The sequence below is a fragment of the Tepidimonas sediminis genome (genome assembly GCF_007556605.1).
GTDB classification, from domain to species: domain Bacteria; phylum Pseudomonadota; class Gammaproteobacteria; order Burkholderiales; family Burkholderiaceae_C; genus Tepidimonas; species Tepidimonas sediminis.
In genome coordinates, this window is the sequence record NZ_VJND01000003.1 from 170,369 (window position 1) to 190,344 (window position 19,976).

General features: G+C 71.8%; 21 protein-coding genes. 9 read left to right on the plus strand and 12 right to left on the minus strand.

Annotation, left to right across the window (positions count from 1 at the left end):
* The first annotated feature begins 6 nt into the window (after positions 1 to 6).
* A complete protein-coding gene (gene glnL, locus Tsedi_RS04045; protein ID WP_143893844.1) occupies positions 7 to 1,116 on the plus strand; it encodes a nitrogen regulation protein NR(II) in 1,110 nt (369 codons plus the stop codon).
* On the plus strand, positions 1,113 to 2,606 hold the full coding sequence (ntrC, locus tag Tsedi_RS04050; RefSeq protein WP_143893845.1) for a nitrogen regulation protein NR(I): 1,494 nt from the start codon (positions 1,113 to 1,115) through the stop codon (positions 2,604 to 2,606). Before glnL ends, ntrC begins: the two co-directional genes overlap by 4 nt.
* 39 nt (positions 2,607 to 2,645) lie before the next feature.
* Here the strand turns inward: ntrC and Tsedi_RS04055 are convergent, their stop codons facing one another.
* From Tsedi_RS04055 to Tsedi_RS04065, 3 genes are all read right to left on the minus strand, one after another.
* Positions 2,646 to 3,434 carry an exodeoxyribonuclease III gene (locus Tsedi_RS04055; protein WP_143893847.1) on the minus strand — a complete coding sequence of 263 codons (789 nt, stop codon included), beginning with the start codon at positions 3,432 to 3,434 and terminating at the stop codon, positions 2,646 to 2,648.
* A 51-nt stretch (positions 3,435 to 3,485) separates the two neighbouring features.
* A complete protein-coding gene (locus tag Tsedi_RS04060; RefSeq protein WP_143893850.1) occupies positions 3,486 to 4,028 on the minus strand; it encodes a GspH/FimT family pseudopilin in 543 nt (180 codons plus the stop codon).
* An 86-nt stretch (positions 4,029 to 4,114) separates the two neighbouring features.
* A complete protein-coding gene (locus Tsedi_RS04065) occupies positions 4,115 to 4,996 on the minus strand; it encodes a ferritin-like domain-containing protein (protein WP_246099173.1) in 882 nt (293 codons plus the stop codon).
* A gap of 16 nt (positions 4,997 to 5,012) precedes the next feature.
* On the opposite strand from Tsedi_RS04065, the gene Tsedi_RS04070 reads away from it, so the two are divergent.
* Together Tsedi_RS04070 and hslO are read left to right on the plus strand one after the other, a co-directional pair.
* Positions 5,013 to 5,540, plus strand: a complete 528-nt coding sequence (locus tag Tsedi_RS04070) for a gamma carbonic anhydrase family protein (RefSeq protein WP_143893852.1) — start codon at positions 5,013 to 5,015, stop codon at positions 5,538 to 5,540.
* Between the two features lie 17 nt (positions 5,541 to 5,557).
* Complete coding sequence (gene hslO / locus Tsedi_RS04075; RefSeq protein WP_143893999.1) at positions 5,558 to 6,538, plus strand: Hsp33 family molecular chaperone HslO; 981 nt, start codon at positions 5,558 to 5,560, stop codon at positions 6,536 to 6,538.
* Positions 6,539 to 6,547: 9 nt separating this feature from the next.
* Here the strand turns inward: hslO and Tsedi_RS04080 are convergent, their stop codons facing one another.
* The 7 genes from Tsedi_RS04080 to Tsedi_RS04110 all read right to left on the minus strand — a co-directional run bounded on the left by Tsedi_RS04080 (position 6,548) and on the right by Tsedi_RS04110 (position 11,870).
* Positions 6,548 to 6,850 carry a septum formation initiator family protein gene (locus Tsedi_RS04080; protein WP_143893854.1) on the minus strand — a complete coding sequence of 101 codons (303 nt, stop codon included), beginning with the start codon at positions 6,848 to 6,850 and terminating at the stop codon, positions 6,548 to 6,550.
* A 20-nt stretch (positions 6,851 to 6,870) separates the two neighbouring features.
* Entirely contained in the window at positions 6,871 to 8,154 is a 1,284-nt protein-coding gene (gene eno / locus Tsedi_RS04085; protein WP_143893856.1) for a phosphopyruvate hydratase, read from the minus strand.
* 69 nt (positions 8,155 to 8,223) lie between these two features.
* Positions 8,224 to 8,514, minus strand: coding sequence for a DUF1330 domain-containing protein (locus Tsedi_RS04090; RefSeq protein ID WP_143893858.1), 291 nt, complete (start codon positions 8,512 to 8,514; stop codon positions 8,224 to 8,226).
* Entirely contained in the window at positions 8,511 to 8,951 is a 441-nt protein-coding gene (hepT, locus tag Tsedi_RS04095) for a type VII toxin-antitoxin system HepT family RNase toxin (protein ID WP_246099174.1), read from the minus strand. Before hepT ends, Tsedi_RS04090 begins: the two co-directional genes overlap by 4 nt.
* Complete coding sequence (gene mntA / locus Tsedi_RS04100) at positions 8,948 to 9,367, minus strand: type VII toxin-antitoxin system MntA family adenylyltransferase antitoxin (protein WP_143893860.1); 420 nt, start codon at positions 9,365 to 9,367, stop codon at positions 8,948 to 8,950. Before mntA ends, hepT begins: the two co-directional genes overlap by 4 nt.
* Positions 9,364 to 10,224, minus strand: a complete 861-nt coding sequence (gene kdsA, locus Tsedi_RS04105) for a 3-deoxy-8-phosphooctulonate synthase (protein WP_143893862.1) — start codon at positions 10,222 to 10,224, stop codon at positions 9,364 to 9,366. The genes mntA and kdsA overlap by 4 nt, the downstream gene beginning before the upstream one ends.
* Complete coding sequence (locus tag Tsedi_RS04110) at positions 10,221 to 11,870, minus strand: CTP synthase (protein ID WP_143893864.1); 1,650 nt, start codon at positions 11,868 to 11,870, stop codon at positions 10,221 to 10,223. The genes kdsA and Tsedi_RS04110 overlap by 4 nt, the downstream gene beginning before the upstream one ends.
* Positions 11,871 to 11,961: 91 nt before the next feature.
* Here Tsedi_RS04110 and coaBC point away from each other — a divergent pair, with 91 nt between their 5' ends.
* The 3 genes from coaBC to Tsedi_RS04125 are packed head-to-tail and all read left to right on the plus strand — an operon-like array spanning position 11,962 to position 13,850.
* Entirely contained in the window at positions 11,962 to 13,203 is a 1,242-nt protein-coding gene (gene coaBC, locus Tsedi_RS04115; protein WP_143893866.1) for a bifunctional phosphopantothenoylcysteine decarboxylase/phosphopantothenate--cysteine ligase CoaBC, read from the plus strand.
* Between the two features lie 48 nt (positions 13,204 to 13,251).
* Positions 13,252 to 13,443 carry a type II toxin-antitoxin system HicA family toxin gene (locus Tsedi_RS04120; protein ID WP_143893868.1) on the plus strand — a complete coding sequence of 64 codons (192 nt, stop codon included), beginning with the start codon at positions 13,252 to 13,254 and terminating at the stop codon, positions 13,441 to 13,443.
* Positions 13,440 to 13,850 (plus strand): type II toxin-antitoxin system HicB family antitoxin, encoded by a 411-nt coding sequence (locus Tsedi_RS04125; protein WP_143893870.1) that lies wholly within the window; start codon positions 13,440 to 13,442, stop codon positions 13,848 to 13,850. The genes Tsedi_RS04120 and Tsedi_RS04125 overlap by 4 nt, the downstream gene beginning before the upstream one ends.
* A 1-nt stretch (position 13,851) precedes the next feature.
* Here the strand turns inward: Tsedi_RS04125 and Tsedi_RS04130 are convergent, their stop codons facing one another.
* Complete coding sequence (locus Tsedi_RS04130) at positions 13,852 to 16,914, minus strand: efflux RND transporter permease subunit (protein ID WP_143893872.1); 3,063 nt, start codon at positions 16,912 to 16,914, stop codon at positions 13,852 to 13,854.
* On the minus strand, positions 16,911 to 18,005 hold the full coding sequence (locus Tsedi_RS04135; protein WP_221934198.1) for an efflux RND transporter periplasmic adaptor subunit: 1,095 nt from the start codon (positions 18,003 to 18,005) through the stop codon (positions 16,911 to 16,913). The genes Tsedi_RS04130 and Tsedi_RS04135 overlap by 4 nt, the downstream gene beginning before the upstream one ends.
* Before the next feature lie 56 nt (positions 18,006 to 18,061).
* On the opposite strand from Tsedi_RS04135, the gene Tsedi_RS04140 reads away from it, so the two are divergent.
* Together Tsedi_RS04140 and Tsedi_RS04145 are read left to right on the plus strand one after the other, a co-directional pair.
* Positions 18,062 to 18,724, plus strand: coding sequence for a TetR/AcrR family transcriptional regulator (locus Tsedi_RS04140; RefSeq protein ID WP_143893874.1), 663 nt, complete (start codon positions 18,062 to 18,064; stop codon positions 18,722 to 18,724).
* A gap of 135 nt (positions 18,725 to 18,859) precedes the next feature.
* Positions 18,860 to 19,870, plus strand: a complete 1,011-nt coding sequence (locus tag Tsedi_RS04145; RefSeq protein ID WP_143893876.1) for an IS5 family transposase — start codon at positions 18,860 to 18,862, stop codon at positions 19,868 to 19,870.
* Positions 19,871 to 19,976: the final 106 nt, after the last annotated feature.

Sequence of the window (19,976 nt, forward strand, 5' to 3'; positions counted from 1 at the left end):
GCGGCGATGACACGCGCGCGCGAGCCCGACTACGCCGCCTTGGACCTGCTGGCCACGCTGGTGGCGGTGGTCGATGCGCAGGGGCGCATCCGCTTCGCCAACCACGCGCTGGAGGATGCCATCGGCCTGTCACGGCGCAACCTGCAGGGTGTCGACCTGGCCGACTGGCTGATGCAGCCGCAGCTGTGGCGCAACGCCCTGGAGGGGGCGCAGGCGCACGAGTACGCCGTCATCCGCTACGACACGCAGCTGCGCCGCCTGCTGCGCGCGCCACTGCCGGTGCACCTGGTGCTGGCCGCCACCGAGTCGCGCGAGCAGCGCATCGTCGAGATGCTGCCGCTGGAGCAGCAGGCGCGCCAGGAGCGCGAGGAGCGGCTGCTGGAGCAGGCCCAGGCCAACAAGGAGCTGATCCGCAACCTCGCGCACGAGATCAAGAACCCGCTGGGTGGCATCCGCGGCGCGGCGCAGCTGCTGCAGCTGGAGCTCGCCGATCGCGCCGACCTCGCCGAGTACACCGACGTCATCGTGCACGAGGCCGACCGGCTGCAGGCGCTGGTGGACCGGCTGCTGGCGCCGCACCGCCGTGCCCCGCAATGGGGCGAGGTCAACATCCACGAGGTGTGCGAGCGCGTGCGCGCGATCCTGCTGGCGGAGTTTCCGCGCGGTCTGGAGGTGGTGCGTGACTACGATACCTCGATCCCCGAGTTCCGCGGCGACCGCGAGCTGCTGATCCAGGCGGTACTCAACCTCGCCCACAACGCCGCGCAGGCGCTGCGCGAGCGCATCGAGGCGGGCGATGCCCGCATCACGCTGCGCACGCGCGTGCAGCGCCAGGTGACGTTCGGCAAGCGGCGCGTGCGGCTGGCATTGGAATTGCATGTGATCGACAACGGCCCCGGCGTGCCCGAGGACATCCGCGACCGCATCTTCTACCCGCTGGTGTCCGGACGCGACGGGGGGACGGGGCTCGGCCTGACGCTGGCGCAGACCTTCGTGCAGCAGCACCAGGGCCTGATCGAGTGCGACAGCCGGCCCGGCCACACCGATTTCACGATCCTGATCCCGCTGGCCTGGGGTGGCGGGGACAGGGTCGGCAGCGTCGAGGCATGCCCATGAAACCGATCTGGATCGTCGACGATGACCCCTCCATCCGCTTCGTGCTGGAGAAGGCGCTGGCGCGCGAGGGACTGCCCACCCGCAGCTTCGACGCGCCCAAGGCGGTGCTGGACGCGCTGGCCGGCGGCGCCGACGAGGGACCGCAGGTGCTGGTCAGCGACATCCGCATGCCCGGTGCCAGTGGCCTGCAGCTGCTGGAGCAGGTGCGGCGCCAGCGCCCGGGGCTGCCGGTCATCATCATGACCGCGTACTCCGACCTGGACAGCGCCGTGGCGGCCTTCCAGGGCGGCGCGTTCGAATACCTGCCCAAGCCGTTCGACCTGCCCAAGGCGGTGGAGCTGATCCGGCGCGCGGTCGACGAGAGCCTGCGCGAGGAAGAGGCCGCGGCCGAGACCGTCAACGGCGGCGCCCCCGAGATCCTGGGCCAGGCGCCGGCGATGCAGGACGTCTTCCGCGCCATCGGACGGTTGAGCCAGAGCCACGTCACCGTGCTGATCACCGGCGAGTCCGGCACCGGCAAGGAGCTGGTGGCGCGCGCGCTGCACAAGCACTCGCCGCGCGCCGGCGGGCCGTTCGTCGCCATCAACACCGCCGCGATCCCGAAGGACCTGCTGGAGTCCGAACTGTTCGGGCACGAGCGCGGCGCCTTCACCGGCGCGCAGGCGCAGCGCCGCGGCCGCTTCGAACAGGCCGAGGGCGGCACGCTGTTCCTCGACGAGATCGGCGACATGCCGCTGGAGCTGCAGACGCGCCTGCTGCGCGTGCTGTCCGACGGTCATTACTACCGCGTCGGCGGCCACGCGCCGCTCAAAGCCAACGTGCGCGTCATCGCCGCCACGCATCAAAATTTGGAACAACTGGTACGCGAGGGGCGGTTTCGCGAAGACCTCTATCACCGCCTCAACGTGATTCGGCTGCGCCTGCCCCCGCTGCGCGAGCGGCGCGAGGACATCCCGCTGCTGGCGCGCTTCTTTCTGCAGCAAAGCGCCCGCCAGCTGGCGGTGGAGCCCAAGCGCCTGTCGGAGGCGGCGCTGGCGGCGCTGCAGGCGTTCGATTTTCCCGGCAACGTGCGTCAGCTGGAGAACCTCTGTCACTGGCTGACCGTGATGGCGCCGGCGCAGGTGGTGGAGGTGGAGGACCTGCCGCCGGAGGTCCTGCAGGCCATTCCCGCGGCGGCCGCGGCGGCGCCGACGGCAGGTGCGGCGCCGCCGCGGGCTGTCCAGCCGGGGCCGTGGCCGTCCGGGGACACGCCGAGGACGGCCGCCCCGGCGCCGGCCGCCGGCTGGGAGGAGCCCCTGCGCGCCGAGGCGCAGCGCCTGCTGGCCGAAGGCCGGCGCGACGTCTGGGACGCCTTGATGCACCGGGTCGAGCGCTGCCTGCTCGACGCGGCGCTGCAGGCCACCCATGGCCGCCGGATCGAGGCTGCGCAGCGCCTGGGCATCGGCCGCAACACCATTACTCGCAAGCTGCAGGAGCTGGGGATGGGTTGAGTGCCGCTGCGGCCCGGCTACGCGAGCCGCGACGTCTGCCTAGTTCAGCGTCAGCACCAGCGGCGCGTGGTCGCTCGGCTGCGGGCGCTTGCGCAGCGCGCGCTCGATCGCGCAGGCGCGCACCAGGGGGCGCAGCGCCTCGCTGACGAGGATGTGGTCGATGCGCAGGCCGCGGTTTTTCGGGAAGGCCAGCTGGCGGTAGTCCCACCAGGTGTAGAGGCCTGCGCCCCCGTCCAGCAGGCGCAACGCGTCGTGCAGGCCCAGCCGCAGCAGCGCCTGCAGGTGCGCGCGCTCCTCGTCGGTGCAGTGGATGGCGCCGCGCAGCCCCTCCGGGTCCCAGACGTCGCGGTCGTCGAAGGTGATGTTGAAGTCGCCCATCAGCACCAGACGCGGATGGCGCGCCAGCTCGTCGGCCAGCCAGTCGCGCAGCGCCTGCAGCCAGCGCATCTTGTAGGCGAACTTGTCGCTGCCGGGGGCCTGGCCGTTGGGCACGTAGACGCCGACCACGCGCAGCGGCGCCTCCGTGCCGGCGGGCCGCACGGTGGCGGCGATCAGGCGCGCCTGTTCGTCCGCCAAGCCCGGCAGGTTGCGCTGCACGTCGGTCAACGTGCCGGGTGCGCGCACCAGCAGTGCCACGCCGTTGTACGTCTTCTGGCCCAGCCAGGCGGCGTGGTAGCCGGCCTGCGCCAGCGCCTCGTGCGGAAACTTGTCGTCGGGCAGCTTGAGTTCCTGCAGCGCCACCACGTCGGGGGCGCGCTCGGCCAGCCAGTCCAGCAGCTGCGGCAGCCGCACCGCGAGCGAATTGACGTTCCAGGTGGCGATCTGCATCGGGTCGGCCTCGTCGGAGGATGGCGCCGGATTATCGCCGCCGCGGCGTGCTCAGCAGGTCTCCAGCCCACCGTGATCCGGCGTGCCGACGGGTCGGCAAAGCCGCACCCGTCCGACGCCGTGCACGACGACGCGCACCGCGTGGCCGTCGGCCAGGCTCAGCGTCAGGTGGCCGGCGGTGGCGGTGCCGCGGCGCGGGCCGAACCAGAACGTGCCGCCGCTGACGCCGACAGCGAGCGCCACCCCGGGGTGGTCGGCGCCACGGCGCACGCGCTCCACGCCGTCCACGTGGCAGGCCCCCGGCTGGTGGCAGTCGCACGCATCGCTGCCCGCGTGGAAGCCGAGGCACCAGCCGTGGGCGTCGGCCTGCGCCGTCACGCCGAGGGTGAGGTGCCGCTTGGCGGCCTCGGACTGGGCGTGGCGCAGGTCGGCGGCGAGCAGCTCCGCGGTGGCGCGCAGGCGCGCGCGCTGCTGCCAGCCCGACCAGGCCGGCGCCCCGGCTCCCGCCAGCAGCGCCAGCACCGCCAGGCCGACCAGCAGCTCGATCAGCGTGAGCCCCCGGCCCCGTCGCCGGCTCCTTCCCCTGCGCCCCATCGCCGCGCGTCTCGTCGCCTGGCGACAGTATGCGCGGCGGCGGGCGCGCCGTCATTCCCTCGTTTGGGGGAGGGCGGACGGCCGCCTCAGACCGCCTGCTGCAGCCACGCCAGCTCGGCGGCGCTGAAGCCCGCGCGCTGGCGCGCCTCGGTGTTGAGCGGAGGGCGTGGGCGCGGGGCGCGGTACTGTCGCATCAAGTGGCGGAAGTGCGGCAGCGGCTCCAGCCCGTGCTGCGCGCACAGCCAGCCGTACCAGCGGTTGCCGATCGCCACGTGGCCGACCTCGTCGCGCAGGATGATGTCGAGGATCGCCGCCAGCGCCAGCGCCTGCGGCGTGCCGGCCTGGCGCAGCTTGGCCTGGATCGGCGGTGTGGCGTCCAGCCCGCGCGCCTCCAGCGTGCGCGGCACCAGCGCCATGCGCGCCACCACGTCGCCGGCGGTGCGCGCGCACATCGTCCACAGGCCGTCGTGGGCGTCGAAATCGCCGTAGGCCCAGCCGCGGCCGCCGTCGGGCCGCGGCAGCGTGGCCAGGTGCTGGCGCAGCAGGTCGAAGTGCTCGGCTTCCTCGGCGGCCACGCGCCACCAGTCGCGGTAGAAGTCGGCGGGCAGGCCGCCGAAGCGCCACACCGCATCCAGCGCCAGGTTGATGGCGTTGAACTCGATGTGGGCGATCGCGTGCGCCAGCGCCGCGTGTCCCTCCGGGGTGAAGGGCGAGCGCGCCGGCACCTCAGCCGGGTCGACCAGCCGCGGGCGCGACGGGCGGCCCGGCAAGGGACGGCCGGGCGGCGGTGTCAGCGCACCATCGGGGTCGAGCCAGCGGGGCTGCGGCCAGCCCGCCGCCGACCACGCGAGCCAGGCCGCGCGCACCCCGGCCACCTTGGCGGACGGATCCGGTTCCGTCAGCCAGTGCAGGGCCTCGGCGCGCATGTCGCGGGCGGTGGCGGAAACGGTGGACGGCGCAGCGGGCATCGATAGAATTCTAAGGATGGCGATCTACCAGCTCGACGACCTGCGTCCCGACCTGCACCCCACCGCCTGGGTGGCCGACAGCGCCCGCGTGATCGGCCGCGTCACGCTCGGCCCCGACGTCAGCGTCTGGGACGGGGCGGTGCTGCGCGGTGACAACGACCCGATCACGATCGGCGAGGGCAGCAACGTGCAGGACGGCAGCGTGCTGCACACCGACGTCGGCGTGCCGCTGACCATCGGCGCGCGTGTCACGATCGGGCACATGGTGATGCTGCACGGCTGCACGATCGGCGACGAGTCGCTGATCGGCATCGGTGCCATCGTGCTCAACGGCGCGCGCATCGGCCGCCACTGCCTGGTGGGGGCGGGCGCGCTGGTCACCGAGGGCAAGACGTTCCCGGACGGCGTGCTGATCCTGGGCAGCCCGGCCAAGGTGGTGCGCGAGCTGACGGCGCAGGAGATCGAGGCGCTGCGCGCCAGCGCCCGGCACTACATCGACAACGCCCGTCGCTTCCGCGCCGGCCTGCGGCGGCTGGACGCCTGATGGCGGGGACGGCGCGCGTGTCGGAATTGCAGCGCTTCCTGTTCGACGGCGTTCCGGTGCGCGGCGCGCTGGTGCGGCTGACCGGCGACTGGCAGGCGCTGCTGCGGCGCCGCCAAGCCTCGGGGGGCTATCCGCCGGCGGTGACGGCGCTGCTGGGCGAGATGACCGCCGCGGCGGTGCTGCTGCACACCAGCATCAAGTTTGCCGGCACACTGGTGTTGCAGATCCTTGGCGACGGGCCGGTCAAAGTGGCGGTGGCCGAAGTGCAACCCGATCTCGCGTTCCGCGCCACGGCCACGGTGATCGGGACGGTGGCACCCGATGCACCGCTGGCGGACATGGTCAACGTGCTGGGGCAGGGGCGCTGCGCGATCACGCTCGACCCGCGCCAGACCTCGCCCAGCCTCAAACCGTACCAGGGCGTGGTGCCGCTCGTGGATGCCGCGGGCCGCAAGCTGCCGCGCCTGGCCGACATGCTGGAGCATTACATGCGCCAGAGCGAGCAGCTCGACACGCGGCTGGTGCTGGCGGCGGATGAGCGCACCGCCGCCGGGCTGCTGATCCAGCGCATGCCGGCCACCGGCGAGGCCAACCTCGCCGGCACTGCGGCGGTGACGGCCGAGGGTGACGCGCTGGACGCCAACGAGGATTTCCGGCGGCTGGCGCTGCTGGCCGCCAGCCTCAAGCCCGAGGAGCTGCTGACGCTGGACGGCGACACCATCCTGCACCGCCTGTTCTGGCAGGAACGGCTGCTGCGCTTGGTGCCGCAGGGGCCGACGGCCCAGCCGCATTTCGCCTGCACCTGTTCGCGCGAGCGCGTGGCGGCGATGCTGCGCGGCCTGGGCGTGGCGGAGGTGGAGGCGATCCTGGCGGAGCAGGGCGAGGTGGACGTGGCGTGCGAGTTCTGCGGCCAGCGTTACCGCTTCGACCCGGTCGATGCGGCGCGGCTGTTCCTGGAGCCGGCGCAGCAGTCCCCGGGCAGCGACCAGCTGCAGTAGGCCGCCTGCTCACGGGCGTGCGCCGGCGGCAGCCGGCCGCTGGATCTGCACGAAGATCTCGTCGGGCTTGACCAGCCCCAGCTCCTGGCGCGCGATCTCCTCCACCGTCTCCAGTCCCTCGCGCAGGTCGCGCACCTCGGCGGCCAGCCGCTCGTTGCGCTGGCGCGCCTGCTCGTTGGCCAGCTCCAGCTCCGCCAGCTCGCGCCGCAGCGCGCGCACCTCCGCCACGCTGGCCCGGCCGAACCAGATGTGCCCCTGCACCAGCGCGAGCAGCGCCAGCAGCAGCAGCGTCACCCAGCGCGCCGGGCGCATCGGGGTCGTCCGGTCGGCGGTCAGCGCAGGTTGTAGAACGCGTCGCGGCCCGGATAGACCGCCACGTCGCCCAGGTCCTCCTCGATGCGCAGCAGCTGGTTGTACTTGGCCATGCGGTCGCTGCGGCTCATCGAGCCGGTCTTGATCTGGCCGGCGTTGGTGCCGACCGCGATATCGGCGATGGTGCTGTCCTCGGTCTCGCCGGAGCGGTGGCTGATGACGGCGGTGTAGCCGGCGCGCTTGGCCATCTCGATGGCCGCAAACGTCTCGGTCAGTGTGCCGATCTGGTTGATCTTGATGAGGATGGAGTTGGCGATGCCCTTGGCGATGCCTTCCTTCAGGATCCTGGTGTTGGTGACGAACAGGTCGTCGCCGACCAGTTGCACCTGCCGGCCCAGCCGCTGGGTCAGCAGCGCCCAGCCGTCCCAGTCGCCCTCGGCCATGCCGTCCTCGATGCTGACGATCGGGTACTTGTCGCACCAGGTGGCCAGCACGTCGGTCCACTCGGCGGCGCTGAGCACCAGCCCCTCACCTTCCAGGTGGTAGCGGCCGTCGCGGAAGAATTCGCTGGAGGCGCAGTCCAGCCCCAGCGCCACCTGCGTGCCGGGGGTGTAACCGGCCTTCTCGATGGCCTCCAGGATCAGCTGGATGGCGGCCTCGTGGCTGGCCACGTTCGGGGCAAAGCCCCCCTCGTCGCCGACCGCGGTGCTCATGCCGCGGTCGTGGATGATTTTCTTGAGCGCATGAAACACCTCCGCACCCCAGCGGATCGCCTCGCGGAACGACGGCGCCCCCACCGGCAGGATCATGAACTCCTGCAGGTCGAGGTTGTTGTTGGCGTGCGCGCCGCCGTTGATGACGTTCATCATCGGCACCGGCAGGGTGGTGGCGGCGCTGCCGCCGAAGTAGCGGTACAGGGGCAGGCCGGACTCTTCGGCCGCGGCGCGCGCCACCGCCATGCTGACGGCCAGCAGCGCGTTGGCGCCCAGGCGGCTCTTGTTCTCGGTGCCGTCCAGCTCGATCAGCGTCTTGTCGAGGAAAGCCTGTTCGCTGGCGTCCAGCCCCAGCACCGCTTCGCTGATCTCGGTGTTGATGTGCTCGACGGCCTTCAGCACCCCCTTGCCGAGGTAGCGGCTGGGGTCGCCGTCGCGCAGCTCGATGGCCTCGCGGCTGCCGGTGGAGGCGCCGGACGGCACGGCCGCACGGCCCATCACGCCCGACTCCAGCAGGACGTCGCACTCGACGGTGGGGTTGCCGCGGCTGTCCAGGATCTCGCGGCCGACGATATCGACGATGGCGCTCATGGTTTGGGGTTTCCTTCGTTGCGTGGGATGGTGGGGATCAGGTCAATCGGTGGGCCGGTTGGCGGGCTCTCAGGCCACGCCTTCGACGGCGATCATGCGCATCACGGCGGCACCGGCGCGGGCCTCGCGCGCGCGGCGGTACTCGGGCGAGTCGTGGAAGGCGCGCGCCGCCTCCACCGACGGGAAGCGCAGCACGACGATGCGGCTGGGCTGCCAGCCGCCCTCCAGCACCGTGACCGCGCCGCCGCGCACCAGCACCTCGGCGCCGTGTGCCTGCATGGCGGCGCTGGACCAGCGCTTGTACTCCTCGTACTGCTGCGGATCGGTGACGTCGACGTCGGCGATGATGTAGGCGCTCATGGTGGGTCGGCGGGGGTGTTGAGGGCGCGCTGCAGCACGAGGCCGGCAAAGCGCAGCAGGGTGTCCAGTTCGCGGTCGATGACCGCGCGCGCGATCTCGGGGTCGAGATCCTGGTATTCGTGCACCAGCACATTGCGAAACGCCACCATGCGGCCAAGCTCGGCGGCCAGTGCGGCGTCGATCCAGCCGTGGCGGGCCAGCGCCTGGAACGCGGCGCGGGCGCCCTCGGGTGCACCCAGCTTCTCCTCGGCCACGATCAGGTTGGCCATGTCGATGGCTTGCTCGCAGGCGCGCTGGACGTTGAGCAGCGCGGCGTCCTGGTGCGTGAGGTCGTGCGCGAAGTCGTCGGTGGCGGCGCGCTCGGCGCGCGCCCGCTGCACGGCGCGTTGCAGCCGCTGGGCCTTCTGGGCCAGCACCTCGCGCAGCGTCGGCGTCACGCGGCGGCCTCCTGCAGCCCGGTGGCGAGCGCGCGCAGCGCGGCGCGGCGGGCCGGCTGCAGATCCTGCCAGTCGCGCAGCACGCGCGCCCACAGGCGCCAGGCATCGCGCTCGTCGTGCGCCAGCAGCAGCCGTCCACTCGACAGGACGATGAACTGCGTGACGGTCGGCGCGCGCGCCAGATCCAGCAGGTCCACCTCGCGCCCAAGCCGCTCGCCCAGCCGCGCGGCGGCCTGCAGCCAGCGCCCGGCGGGCAACGGTCGCGGCAGCCACACCGCGACGTCCAGGTCGCTGTCGGGGCGCAGCGCGTCGCGCATCGCACTGCCGTGCAGCCAGGCCAGCGTCGCCTCCGGCAGCGCGTCGCGCAGCGCCGCGCGCAGCGCCTCGTCGAGCGGGTGGGCCTGCGGCGGCATCATGCGGCGGCGAACTCCGCTTCCAGCAGCGGCTGGCGCTTGACGACGGCGTCCAGCTCGCGCAGCGACTCGAGCAGCGGCCGCATGAACTTCAGCGGCACGGCGTTGGGGCCGTCCGACAGCGCCCGCGCCGGGTCGGGGTGCGTCTCCATGAACAGCCCGGCCACGCCGACCGCCACCGCGGCGCGCGCCAGCGGCGGCACGAACTCGCGCTGGCCGCCGCTGCTCGTGCCCTGGCCGCCGGGCAGCTGCACGCTGTGCGTGGCGTCGAACACCACCGGCGCGCCGCTCGCGCGCATGATGACCAGGCTCCTCATGTCCGACACCAGGTTGTGGTAGCCGAAGCTGTAGCCGCGCTCGCAGGCCAGGAAGTTGTCCTCGGGCAGGCCCTTTTCGCGCGCGGCGGCGCGGGCCTTGTCGATGACGTTCTTCATGTCGTGCGGCGCGAGGAACTGGCCCTTCTTGATGTTGACGGGCTTGCCGGACTGCGCCACGGCGCGGATGAAATCGGTCTGGCGGCACAGGAAGGCCGGCGTCTGCAGCACGTCCACCACCGCCGCCACGGCCGGCACCTCGGCCTCGGTGTGCACGTCGGTCAGCACCGGCACGCCGATCTCGCGCCGCACCTTGGCCAGGATCTCCAGCCCGCGCTCCATGCCCGGGCCGCGGAACGACGCGCCGCTGGAGCGGTTGGCCTTGTCGTAGCTGCTCTTGAAGATGAAGGGGATGCCCAGCGCCGCCGTGATCTCCTTGAGCTGCCCGGCCACGTCCAGCTGCAGCTGCTCGCTTTCGACCACGCACGGTCCGGCGATCAGGAAGAACGGGCGCTCCAGCCCGACCTCGAAGCCGCACAGCTTCATGCGCCGGCCTCCTGGCGCTGGTGCTGGTGCTGCAGCGCCGCGGCGATGTAGGCGTTGAACAGCGGGTGGCCGTCCCACGGGGTGGACTTGAACTCGGGGTGAAACTGCACGCCCATGAACCAGGGGTGCACGTCCTGCGGCAGCTCGACGATCTCGGTGAGCTGCTCGCGCTGCGTCAGCGCCGAGATCACGAGCCCGGCCTGGCGCAGCCGATCCAGATACTGCGTGTTGGCCTCGTAGCGGTGGCGGTGGCGCTCAGTGACCACCGGGCCGTAAATCTGGTAAGCGAGCGTTCCGGGGAGCACGTCGGCGCTCTGGGCGCCCAGCCGCATCGTGCCGCCGAGGTCGCCGCCCTCGCTGCGCTTCTGCAGCGTGCCGCTGGCATCCAGCCACTCGTCGATCAGGGCGATGACCGGGTGCGGCGTCTGCGGGTCGAATTCGGTCGAGTTGGCCCCCTCCAGCCCAGCCACGTGGCGCGCGAACTCGATCGTGGCCACCTGCATGCCCAGGCAGATGCCGAGGTACGGCACCTTGTGCTCGCGCGCGAACTGGGCGGCGCGGATCTTGCCTTCCACGCCGCGTTTGCCGAAGCCGCCGGGCACGAGGATGGCGTCGAAGCCGCGCAGGCGCTGCTCGACGTCGCCGACCTCCAGCGTCTCGGAGTCGATGTAGGTGATGGCCACGCGCACGTGGTTCTTCAGCCCGGCGTGCCGCAGCGCCTCGTTGAGCGACTTGTAGCTGTCGGACAGATCGACATATTTGCCAACCATGGCGATGCGCACTTCGCCTTGCGGGTGCTCGACCTCATAGACCAGGTCGTCCCAGCGCTTGAGGTTGGCCGGCGGGGTGTGCAGGCGCAGCCGGTCGCAGATCAGGCCGTCGAGCCCCTGCTCGTGCAGCACGCGCGGCACCTTGTAGATCGTGTCCACGTCGGGCAGCGAGATCACGCCCCACAGCGGCACGTTGGTGAACAGGCTGATCTTCTCGCGCTCCTCGTCGGGGATGGCGCGGTCGGCGCGGCACAGCAGCGCGTCGGGCTGGATGCCGATCTCGCGCAGCTTCTGCACCGTGTGCTGGGTGGGCTTGGTCTTGAGCTCGCCGGCGGCGGCGATCCACGGCACGTAGGTCAGGTGCACGAAGGCCGAGTTGTTCGGCCCCAAACGCAGGCTCATCTGCCGTGCCGCCTCCAGGAACGGCAGCGACTCGATGTCGCCCACCGTGCCGCCGATCTCGGCGATGGCCACGTCCACGCCCTCGGCGCCGCGCTGGATGAAAGCCTGGATCTCGTTGGTGACGTGCGGGATGACCTGCACCGTCTTGCCGAGGTAGTCGCCGCGGCGCTCCTTTTCCAGCACCGACTTGTAGATCTGCCCGGTGGTGAAGTTGTTGGTGCGCTTCATCCGCGTGGTGATGAAGCGCTCGTAGTGGCCCAGGTCCAGGTCGGTCTCGGCGCCGTCGTCGGTGACGAACACCTCGCCGTGCTGGAACGGGCTCATCGTGCCCGGATCGACGTTGAGGTAGGGGTCGAGCTTGATCAGCGTGACCTTCAGGCCGCGCGACTCCAGCAGCGCGGCCAGCGACGCGGAGGCGATGCCCTTGCCCAGGGACGAAACCACGCCGCCGGTGACGAACACGTATTTGGTCATGACGAGGGGCGGGCCGCGCTTCCGGCCCGTCGGTGGAAAGGCAAATTATAAAAGCCGCCCCCTGCGGCGGGGCGCGCTATAGTGCAGCCGCATGAAGGAGCTGCACGACAAGCGCATCGTCCTGGGTCTGACCGGCGGGATCGCCTGCTACAAGGCGGCGGAACTCGCGCGCCAGCTGGTGCAGGCCGGCGCGCAGGTGCGCGTGGTGATGACCGAGGCGGCGGCGCAGTTCATCACGCCGCTGACGATGCAGGCGCTGAGCAACCACCCGGTCGTCATGAGCCAGTGGGACGCGCGCGAGCCCAACGCGATGGCGCACATCAACCTCGGCCGCTGGGCCGACGCGATCGTGGTGGCGCCCGCGAGTGCCGACTTCCTCGCCCAGCTGGCGCAGGGGCGCGCCGCCGAGCTGCTGGCGCTGCTGTGCCTGGCGCGGCCGGCCGAGCGCGTGCCGCTGCTGCTGGCCCCGGCGATGAACCGCGAGATGTGGGCGCACCCGGCCACGCGGCGCAACGTCGCGCTGGCGGCCGCCGATGGCGCGGTGGTGCTGGGCGTGGGGCAGGGCGAGCAGGCGTGCGGCGAGGTCGGCGACGGCCGCATGCTGGAGCCGCAGGAGATCGCCGAGGAGCTGATCGCCCACCTGCAGCCCAAGGTGCTGCGCGGCCAGCGCGTGCTGCTGACGGCGGGGCCGACGTTTGAGCCGATCGACCCGGTGCGCGGCATCACCAACCACAGCAGCGGCAAGATGGGCTTTGCCCTGGCGCGCGCGGCGCGCGAGGCCGGCGCCGAGGTGACGCTGGTGGCCGGCCCGGTGCACCTGCGCACGCCGCGCGGCGTGCGCCGCGTGGACGTCCAGACCGCGCAGCAGATGCTGGAGGCGGTGCTGGCGGAGGTGGAGGCCGCCACCGTCTTCATCGCCGCCGCCGCGGTGGCCGACTGGCGCCCGGCGCAGGCGGCCGAGCGCAAGCTCAAGAAGGACGGCGGCGGCCCGCCGCCGGCGCTGACCTTCGTCGAGAACCCGGACATCCTGGCCACGGTGGCGGCGCTGCCGCGCGCGCGCCGCGGCGAGCTCTACTGCGTCGGCTTCGCGGCCGAAAGCCACGATCTGCTGGCGCATGCGCAGGCCAAGCGCGCGCGCAAGGGCGTGCCGCTGCTGGTCGGCAACATCGGCCCGGCCACCTTCGGCCGCGACGACAACGCGCTGCTGCTGGTGGACGAGCGCGAGGCCGTGGAGCTGCCGCCGGGGCCGAAGATCACGCTGGCGCGCCAGCTCATCGGCGAGATCGCGCGTCGGATCGGCCATGTCGGCGCCCACGACCGCCCACCGATTTGAGTCTGTGGCCCTAGGGGTGCCATATCTTTGGTGATCTATCATCGAAAGATGAACGGCAAGAAGGTCATCCGGCGGCTGGAGCAGGCGGGCTGGCGCGTGGCGCGGGTGCAGGGAAGCCACCCCATCCTCGTCAAGCCGGGCTTCCCGCGCAGCGTGCCGGTGCCCGTGCACGGCAGCCGCGACCTCTCCGCCGGCCTCATCGACGCCATCGAACGGCAAAGGGGAGTCAAGCTGACATGAACGTCGCCTACCCCTATACCTTGCAGCCGCAGCCCGAAGGCGGGTTTCTCGTGCAGTTCGTCGATCTGGAGGAGGCCTTCACCGAAGGCGACACCGAAGAGCAGGCCGCCTTCAACGCCGCGGAGGTGCTCACCGGCGTGCTGGCCGTGCGGCTCGAACAGGGCGAGGACATCCCGCCACCGTCGCCGGCCTTGGGTCGCCCGGTGGCCATTCCCGACGCGCCCGTGCAGGCCGCGCTCCTGATCCACTTTGCGCGGCAGGGACACAGCCTCGCGGAGCTCGCCCGCGCCATGGGCACCTCCTGGCCGGCGGCGCAGCGGCTGACCCGCCCCGGCAACCCCACGCTCAAGCAACTGGAGCGGGCGGCGGCCGCCTTGGGCAAGCGGCTGGTGCTCAGCTTGGAGTGAGTCAGGCCGCCGCCGGCCGGATACGGAACCACAGCGCGTACAGCGCCGGCACGAACAGCAGCGTGATCGCCGTGCCGACGGCCACGCCGCCGATCAGCACGTAGGCCAGCGGCCCCCAGAAGCTGTCGTGCGTCAGCGGCACGAAGGCCAGCACGGCGGCCAGCGCCGTCAGCACCACCGGACGGGCGCGTTGCACCGCCGCTTCGACCACGGCGTCGAAGGCGCTCAGGCCGGCTTCGAAGTTGTCGGCCACCTGCTGCGTCAGGATCAGCGTGTTGCGCATCAGGATGCCGGCCAGGCCCGTCAGCCCCAGCAGCGCCACGAAGCCGAACGGCTGCCAGAACACCAGCAGCGCCAGCACCGCGCCGATCAGCCCCAGCGGCGCGGTGGCCACGACCATGAAGGTGCCGGCGAACGAGCGCATCTGCAGCATGATGAAGATGAGCATCGCCGCCACCATGAGCGGCTGCAGCTTCTGGATCGAGAGGTTGGCCTTCTCGGACTGCTCCACCGAGCCGCCGATGGCCACGCGGTAGCCGGGCGGCAGCTCGGCGCGCAGCGACTGCAGCGCCTGCCAGACGGCGGCGGTGACGTCGTTGGGCTGCGCGCCGCGCACCTCGGCCTGCACGGCCACGAACGGCTCGCGGTTGTAGCGCTTGATGACCGGCTCCTCGTAGCGCACTTCGATGGTGCCGAGCTGCGCCAGCGGCACCTTGCGCCCGTCGCGGTTGAGCAGCTCCAGCGCCCCGACGCTGTCGGCGCCGGGCCGCGCGCCGAGCACCGCACCGCGCGCCATCAGCTCCACCGTGCGGTTGCCGATGCGCAGCTGCGTCACCGGCACGCCGTCGAGCAGCGTCTGCAGCTGCTGAGCCACGTCCTGCGGCGTGAGGCCCAGCAGCCGCAGCCGGTCGGCGTCGGCGCGCAGTGCCAGCACCGGCACGCGCTCGTCCCATTCCAGGTGCGCGTCCACGACGTGCGGGTTGGCCGCCATCACCTCGCGCACGCGGTGGGCGACGCGGCGCAGCTCCACCGGATCGGGCCCGAAGACGCGGAACTGCACCGGCCAGGCCACCGGCGGGCCGTACAGCAGCCGCGCCACGCGCACGCGCGCCTCGGCGAATTCGCCGCGCTGGATGTGGTCTTCGAGCGTGGCGATGATGCGGTCGCGGCTCGCCTCGTCGTGCGCGACGACGATGAGCTTGCCAAACGCCGGGTTGGGTGGCTCGGGGTTGGCGGAGATGAAAAATCGCGGCGCGCCTGCTCCGACGTAGGCCGACAGCGTCTTGACCTCCGGCATCGGCGCCAGGATCGCCTCCAGCCGGCGCACGGTCTGGTCGGTGACGCGGATGCTGGTGCCCTGCGGCAGATAGACGCTGACCAGCACCTCGGGGCGGTCGCTGCTGGGGAAGAACTGCTTGGGCACCACCTTGGCCATGGCCAGCCCGGCCAGCGCCAGCAGCGCCACGGTGGCGGCCACCACCGTCTTGCGCTGCGTCACGCACCAAGCCACGACGGCCCGCAGCCGGCGGTACGCCGGGGTCTGGTAGAGCTGGTCATGGCCGTGGCGCGCCTCGGGCGGCACGTCGCGCAGCATCTTCACGCCGAGGTACGGGGTGAACGTCACCGCCACCAGCCACGACACCAGCAGGCTGATCGCCAGCACCCAGAAGATGTTGCCGGCGTATTCGCCCACGCCCGAGCGCGCAAAGCCGATCGGCAGGAAGCCCGCCACCGTGACCAGCGTGCCGAACAGCATCGGCGCGGCCGTCACGTTCCAGGCGTGGGCGGCGGCGCGCACCCGGTCCCAGCCTTCCTCCATCTTCACCAGCATCATCTCCACGGCGATGATGGCGTCGTCCACCAGCAGGCCCAGCGAGATGATCAGCGCCCCCAGCGTGATGCGGTCCAGGTTGATGCCCATGGCCTTGAAGACCACGAAGCTCAGGCCCAGCGTCACCGGCACCGCGATGCCGACGATCAGGCCCGCGCGCAGCCCGATGGCCAGCATGCTCACCGCCATGACCACCGCCACCGCCACCAGAAACTTGATCTGGAACAGGTTGACCGCCTTGGCGATGGCGTCGGCCTGGTTGGTCAGCTGCGTCAGCTCCAGTCCCAGCGGCAGCTCGGCCTTCTCGCGCTCCAGATAGGCGTGCAGGCGCTCGCCGAGCTGCAGGCCGTTTTCCCCTTTGTTCATCACGACGCCGATCAGCACCGCATCCTGACCGCGCGCGCGCACCAGGTAGCCGGGCGGATCCTCGTGGCCGCGGCGGATGGTGGCGATGTCGCCCAGCCGGATCACCTTGCCGCCGGCGCGGATCGGCAGCCGCGCCAGTGCCTCGGGGTCCGATAGGTCGGCGTCGAGCCGGATGTGCAGGCGCGGGCCGTCGGTTTCCAGCCTGCCGGTGGGCACCAGGCGGTTGCTGGCGTCGATGGCCTCGAAGATGGCCTGCGGCGACAGGCCCAGGTTGACCAGCCGCGCGTTGTCGAATTCCACATACATGCGCTGGGTGCGCTCGCCCAGCAGCAGCGCCTTGTGCACGCCTTCGATGCGCTGGATCTCATCGCGCAGCCGTTCGGCCTCGCGCACCAGCCCATCGTGCGGCAGCTTGGGCGCGGTCAGCGCCAGCAGGCTGAAATAGACGTCGGCGAAGTCGTCGTTGGCCAGCGGGCCGATCACGCCGGCGGGCATTTCGCGCTGCGCGTCCCACATGCGCTTGCGCACCTGGTAGAACAGCTCCGGCACGCGGGCCTGCGGCGTGTAGTCGTAAAACTCCACCTGCAGCGTGGCCTGTCCGGGGCGGATCGTGGTCTCGATGCGGTAGAGAAATTCGACCTCCTGGATCTTTTTCTCCAGCCGGTCGACCACCTGCTCCTGCAGCTGCTGCGGCGTGGCGCCGGGCCAGGCCACGTTGACCTGCATCACGCGCACGGTAAAGGCGGGGTCCTCCGCGCGCCCGAGCGTCGCAAAGGCGTAGAGGCCGCCCAGCACCGACAGGATCAGGAAGAAGAGCGTGACGGCACGCTCGCGCACCGCCAGCGCCGACAGGTTCGGAAAGCTCATCGCGCGCGCTCCTGCACCGTCATGCCCGGCTGCAGCAGGTGCGTGCCCAGCGCCACCACGCGCTCGCCGGCCTGCAGCGGCGCGGCCACGACGGCATGGCGGTCGTCCAGCCGCAGCACGCGCACCGGCACCGCCTCCAGCTTGCCGTCGCGCACGCGCCAGACGCGCGGCCCCTCGGCGCGCTCATCCAGCGCGCCCACCGGCACGCGCCAGGTGCCGACCGGGCTGGTGCTCTCTGCGGCGGCGGCCGGCCGGCCCGGCAGTGCGAACTGCGTGCTGACGACGCTGCCCAGCGGCAGCTCCGCCGGCAGGCCGTCGGCGCGGTAGCGCGCGCGGCGCGTGCGCGCGAGCGTATCCACCATCGGGGCGGCCTCGCGCAGGGCGAGCGGCACCATGCGCCCGTCGGGCAGCCGTGCCTGACCGGTCGCGGGCGGGGTGACGGTCTCGGGGAAGAACACCTCCACCTCGCGTGCGCCGGCCTGCGCGAGCGTCGCCACCGGCTGGCCCGCCGCCACCACCTGGCCCGGCTGGCCGGTGACCTCGGTGACCACGCCGGCCGCGGGCGCGCGCAGCTGCGCGTAGGCGCGGCCGTTGCGCACCTGGCTCAACCGCGCCTGCGCGGCGTCGCGCCGGCTCGCGGCCTCGCGCGCAGCCAGCTGCGCGCGATCGGTGGCCTGTGCGCTGACGAAACCCTGCGCCGCGAGCGTGCGCACGCGCTCGAGATCCGCCTGCGCGGTGCGCAGCGCGGCCTCGGCGGCGGCCACGTCGGCCTCGGCGGCGCGCACGGCCTGCTCCAGATCCGCCGGATCCAGCTCGAACAGGACCTGCCCGGCCTGCACGCTCTGGCCGGCGTCCACGCGCCGCGCGGCGATGCGCCCGCCGACCTGAAACGCCAGCGGCGCCTCCACCCGCGCGCGCACCGTGCCGGACAGGCCCAGCCCTGCCGTCCCCAGCGGTTCCACGGTTGCGGTGGCCACCACGGGCGGGGCGGCCTGCGCGGCGGGGGCGCCGACGCGCTGGCAGCCAGCGGCCAGCGCCACCATCGAAATCGACACGACCAACGCGCCGAGGCGCAGGGGCTGAGCGTTCACGGGCCTGACCTCCACTTGGCTTGGCAATTTGTGAACGCAATCGTACACTAAATGCCATGACCATGCGAAAGGCCGAGGCGCGGGCCACCCCCGGCCGCCCGCCGGATGTGCGCAAGGACGAACTGATCCTGGAGGCCGGGCGGACGCTGTTGCTGGCTGGCGGGCCGGCGGCGCTGACGATGGATGCGGTGGCGCGCGCCAGCGGCGTCTCCAAGGCGACGCTCTACCGCCGCTGGCCGCACCGCGAGGCGCTGCTGGAGGCGCTGGTGCTGCGCGAGGCGCAGCCGCTGCTGGGCATGCTGGAGACGGTGCCGGCCGACGCCGCCGGGCTGGCCGCGGTGCTGGAGCGGTTTCTCGAGCAGCTGCTGGCGTTCGTCGGGCGGCCCCCTTACCGTGCCTACCTGCAGGCCATCGCCGCGCTGCCGCAGTCCCAGGCCGACCTGCAGCGCATCTGGCGCCTGGGGCCGCAGCAGGCGATCGATGCCGTCGCTTCCCTGCTGCGCCGCCACGCCGCAGCCCAAGGGCGGCGCTGGCCCGGCGCCGCCCGCGACGCCGAAACCCTGATCGGCATGGTCATGGGCATGGAGCTGGCGCGCATCCTCTACCGCCAGCCGCCGCGGCGCGCCGATGCGCGCCTGCGGCGCCGGCTCGTGCGGGCGGTGGCGCGGGATTTTCTCGATACGTGGGAAAGCGGCAGGGAGCCGGTGACGAAGCGATGAATCGCGTGATGGTGGCGGCGTATATTCCCCCTGATTCCCCCCGAATCCGTGGTCGCCCTAAGGAACGTCTGCACAACCACCCCCTGACCGGGTAGCATGACGCTTGTGAGGAAGCACACCGCAGGAGCGCCGCCGATGAAGCAAGCCAGCCTGGGAGCAGGGTTCGAGCTGAAGGTCAAGACCACCCGCAAGCGCGAGTTCCTGCGGCAAATGCAGCAGGTGGTGCCGGGGCGGCGGCTTGAGGCGCTGATTGCCCCGCACATGCCCTCGCCTGGCCCCAAGGGCGGCCGTCCTCCGTACCCGGTGTCGGTGCTGTTGCGCATCCACTTCCTGCAGCAGTGGTTCGCGCTGTCGGACCCGGCAGCGGAAGAGGCGCTGTACGACGTGCCGGCCTTTGCCGAATTCGTGGGTCTGGACCTGGGGGTGGACACCGTGCCGGATGAGACCACGATCCTGCGCTTTCGACACCTTCTGGAAGAGAAGAACCTGAGCGAGCGTATGCTGGGCTTGGTCAACGGCATCCTTACCGAACGCGGGCTGATGGTCAGAAGCGGCACGGTGGTGGATGCCACGCTCATGGCCGCGCCCAGCTCCACGAAGAACCAGACGCGCAGCCGCGACCCTGAGATGGCGAGCGGCGATGAGTCGGAGCCGCGAACGACGAAGAAAGGCAACCAGTGGTCCTTCGGCTGCAAGGCGCATGTGGGCACGGACGCGGCCAGTGGACTTGCCCACAGCGTGGTGGTCACGCCAGCCAACGTGGCCGACGTCACGCAGGCGCACGCGCTGCTGCACGGCAAGGAACAAGACGTCTTTGCCGATGCCGGCTACCAGGGCGTGGACAAGCGCGAGGAGGTGCAGGCTCGTCACCCCAAGGTCAACTGGCACGTGGCCATGCGGCCGGGCAAGCGCCGCCAGCTCGATCCGACCAGGCCGCTGGGTGCGGTGCTGGATGAGCTGGAAAGCGTCAAGGCGCGCATCCGCGCGCGCGGCGAGCACATCTTCGGCGTGCTCAAGTGCGTCTTCCGATACACGAAAGTCCGCTACAAGGGCCTGAAGAAGAACGCGGCGCAGATCACCACGCTCTTGATGCTGGCCAACCTGTGGCTTGCGCGCAGGCGGCTTATGCAGCCCTGCGTGGGGTAAGTGCGTCCAAACAGGGCCCACAAGCCCCCTGCGGGGCCGCCAAAGGCCCCTGCGGGGGCCGAAACGGCCCCGCAAGACCCCCGAAAGGACGCCGGAATCCATCATG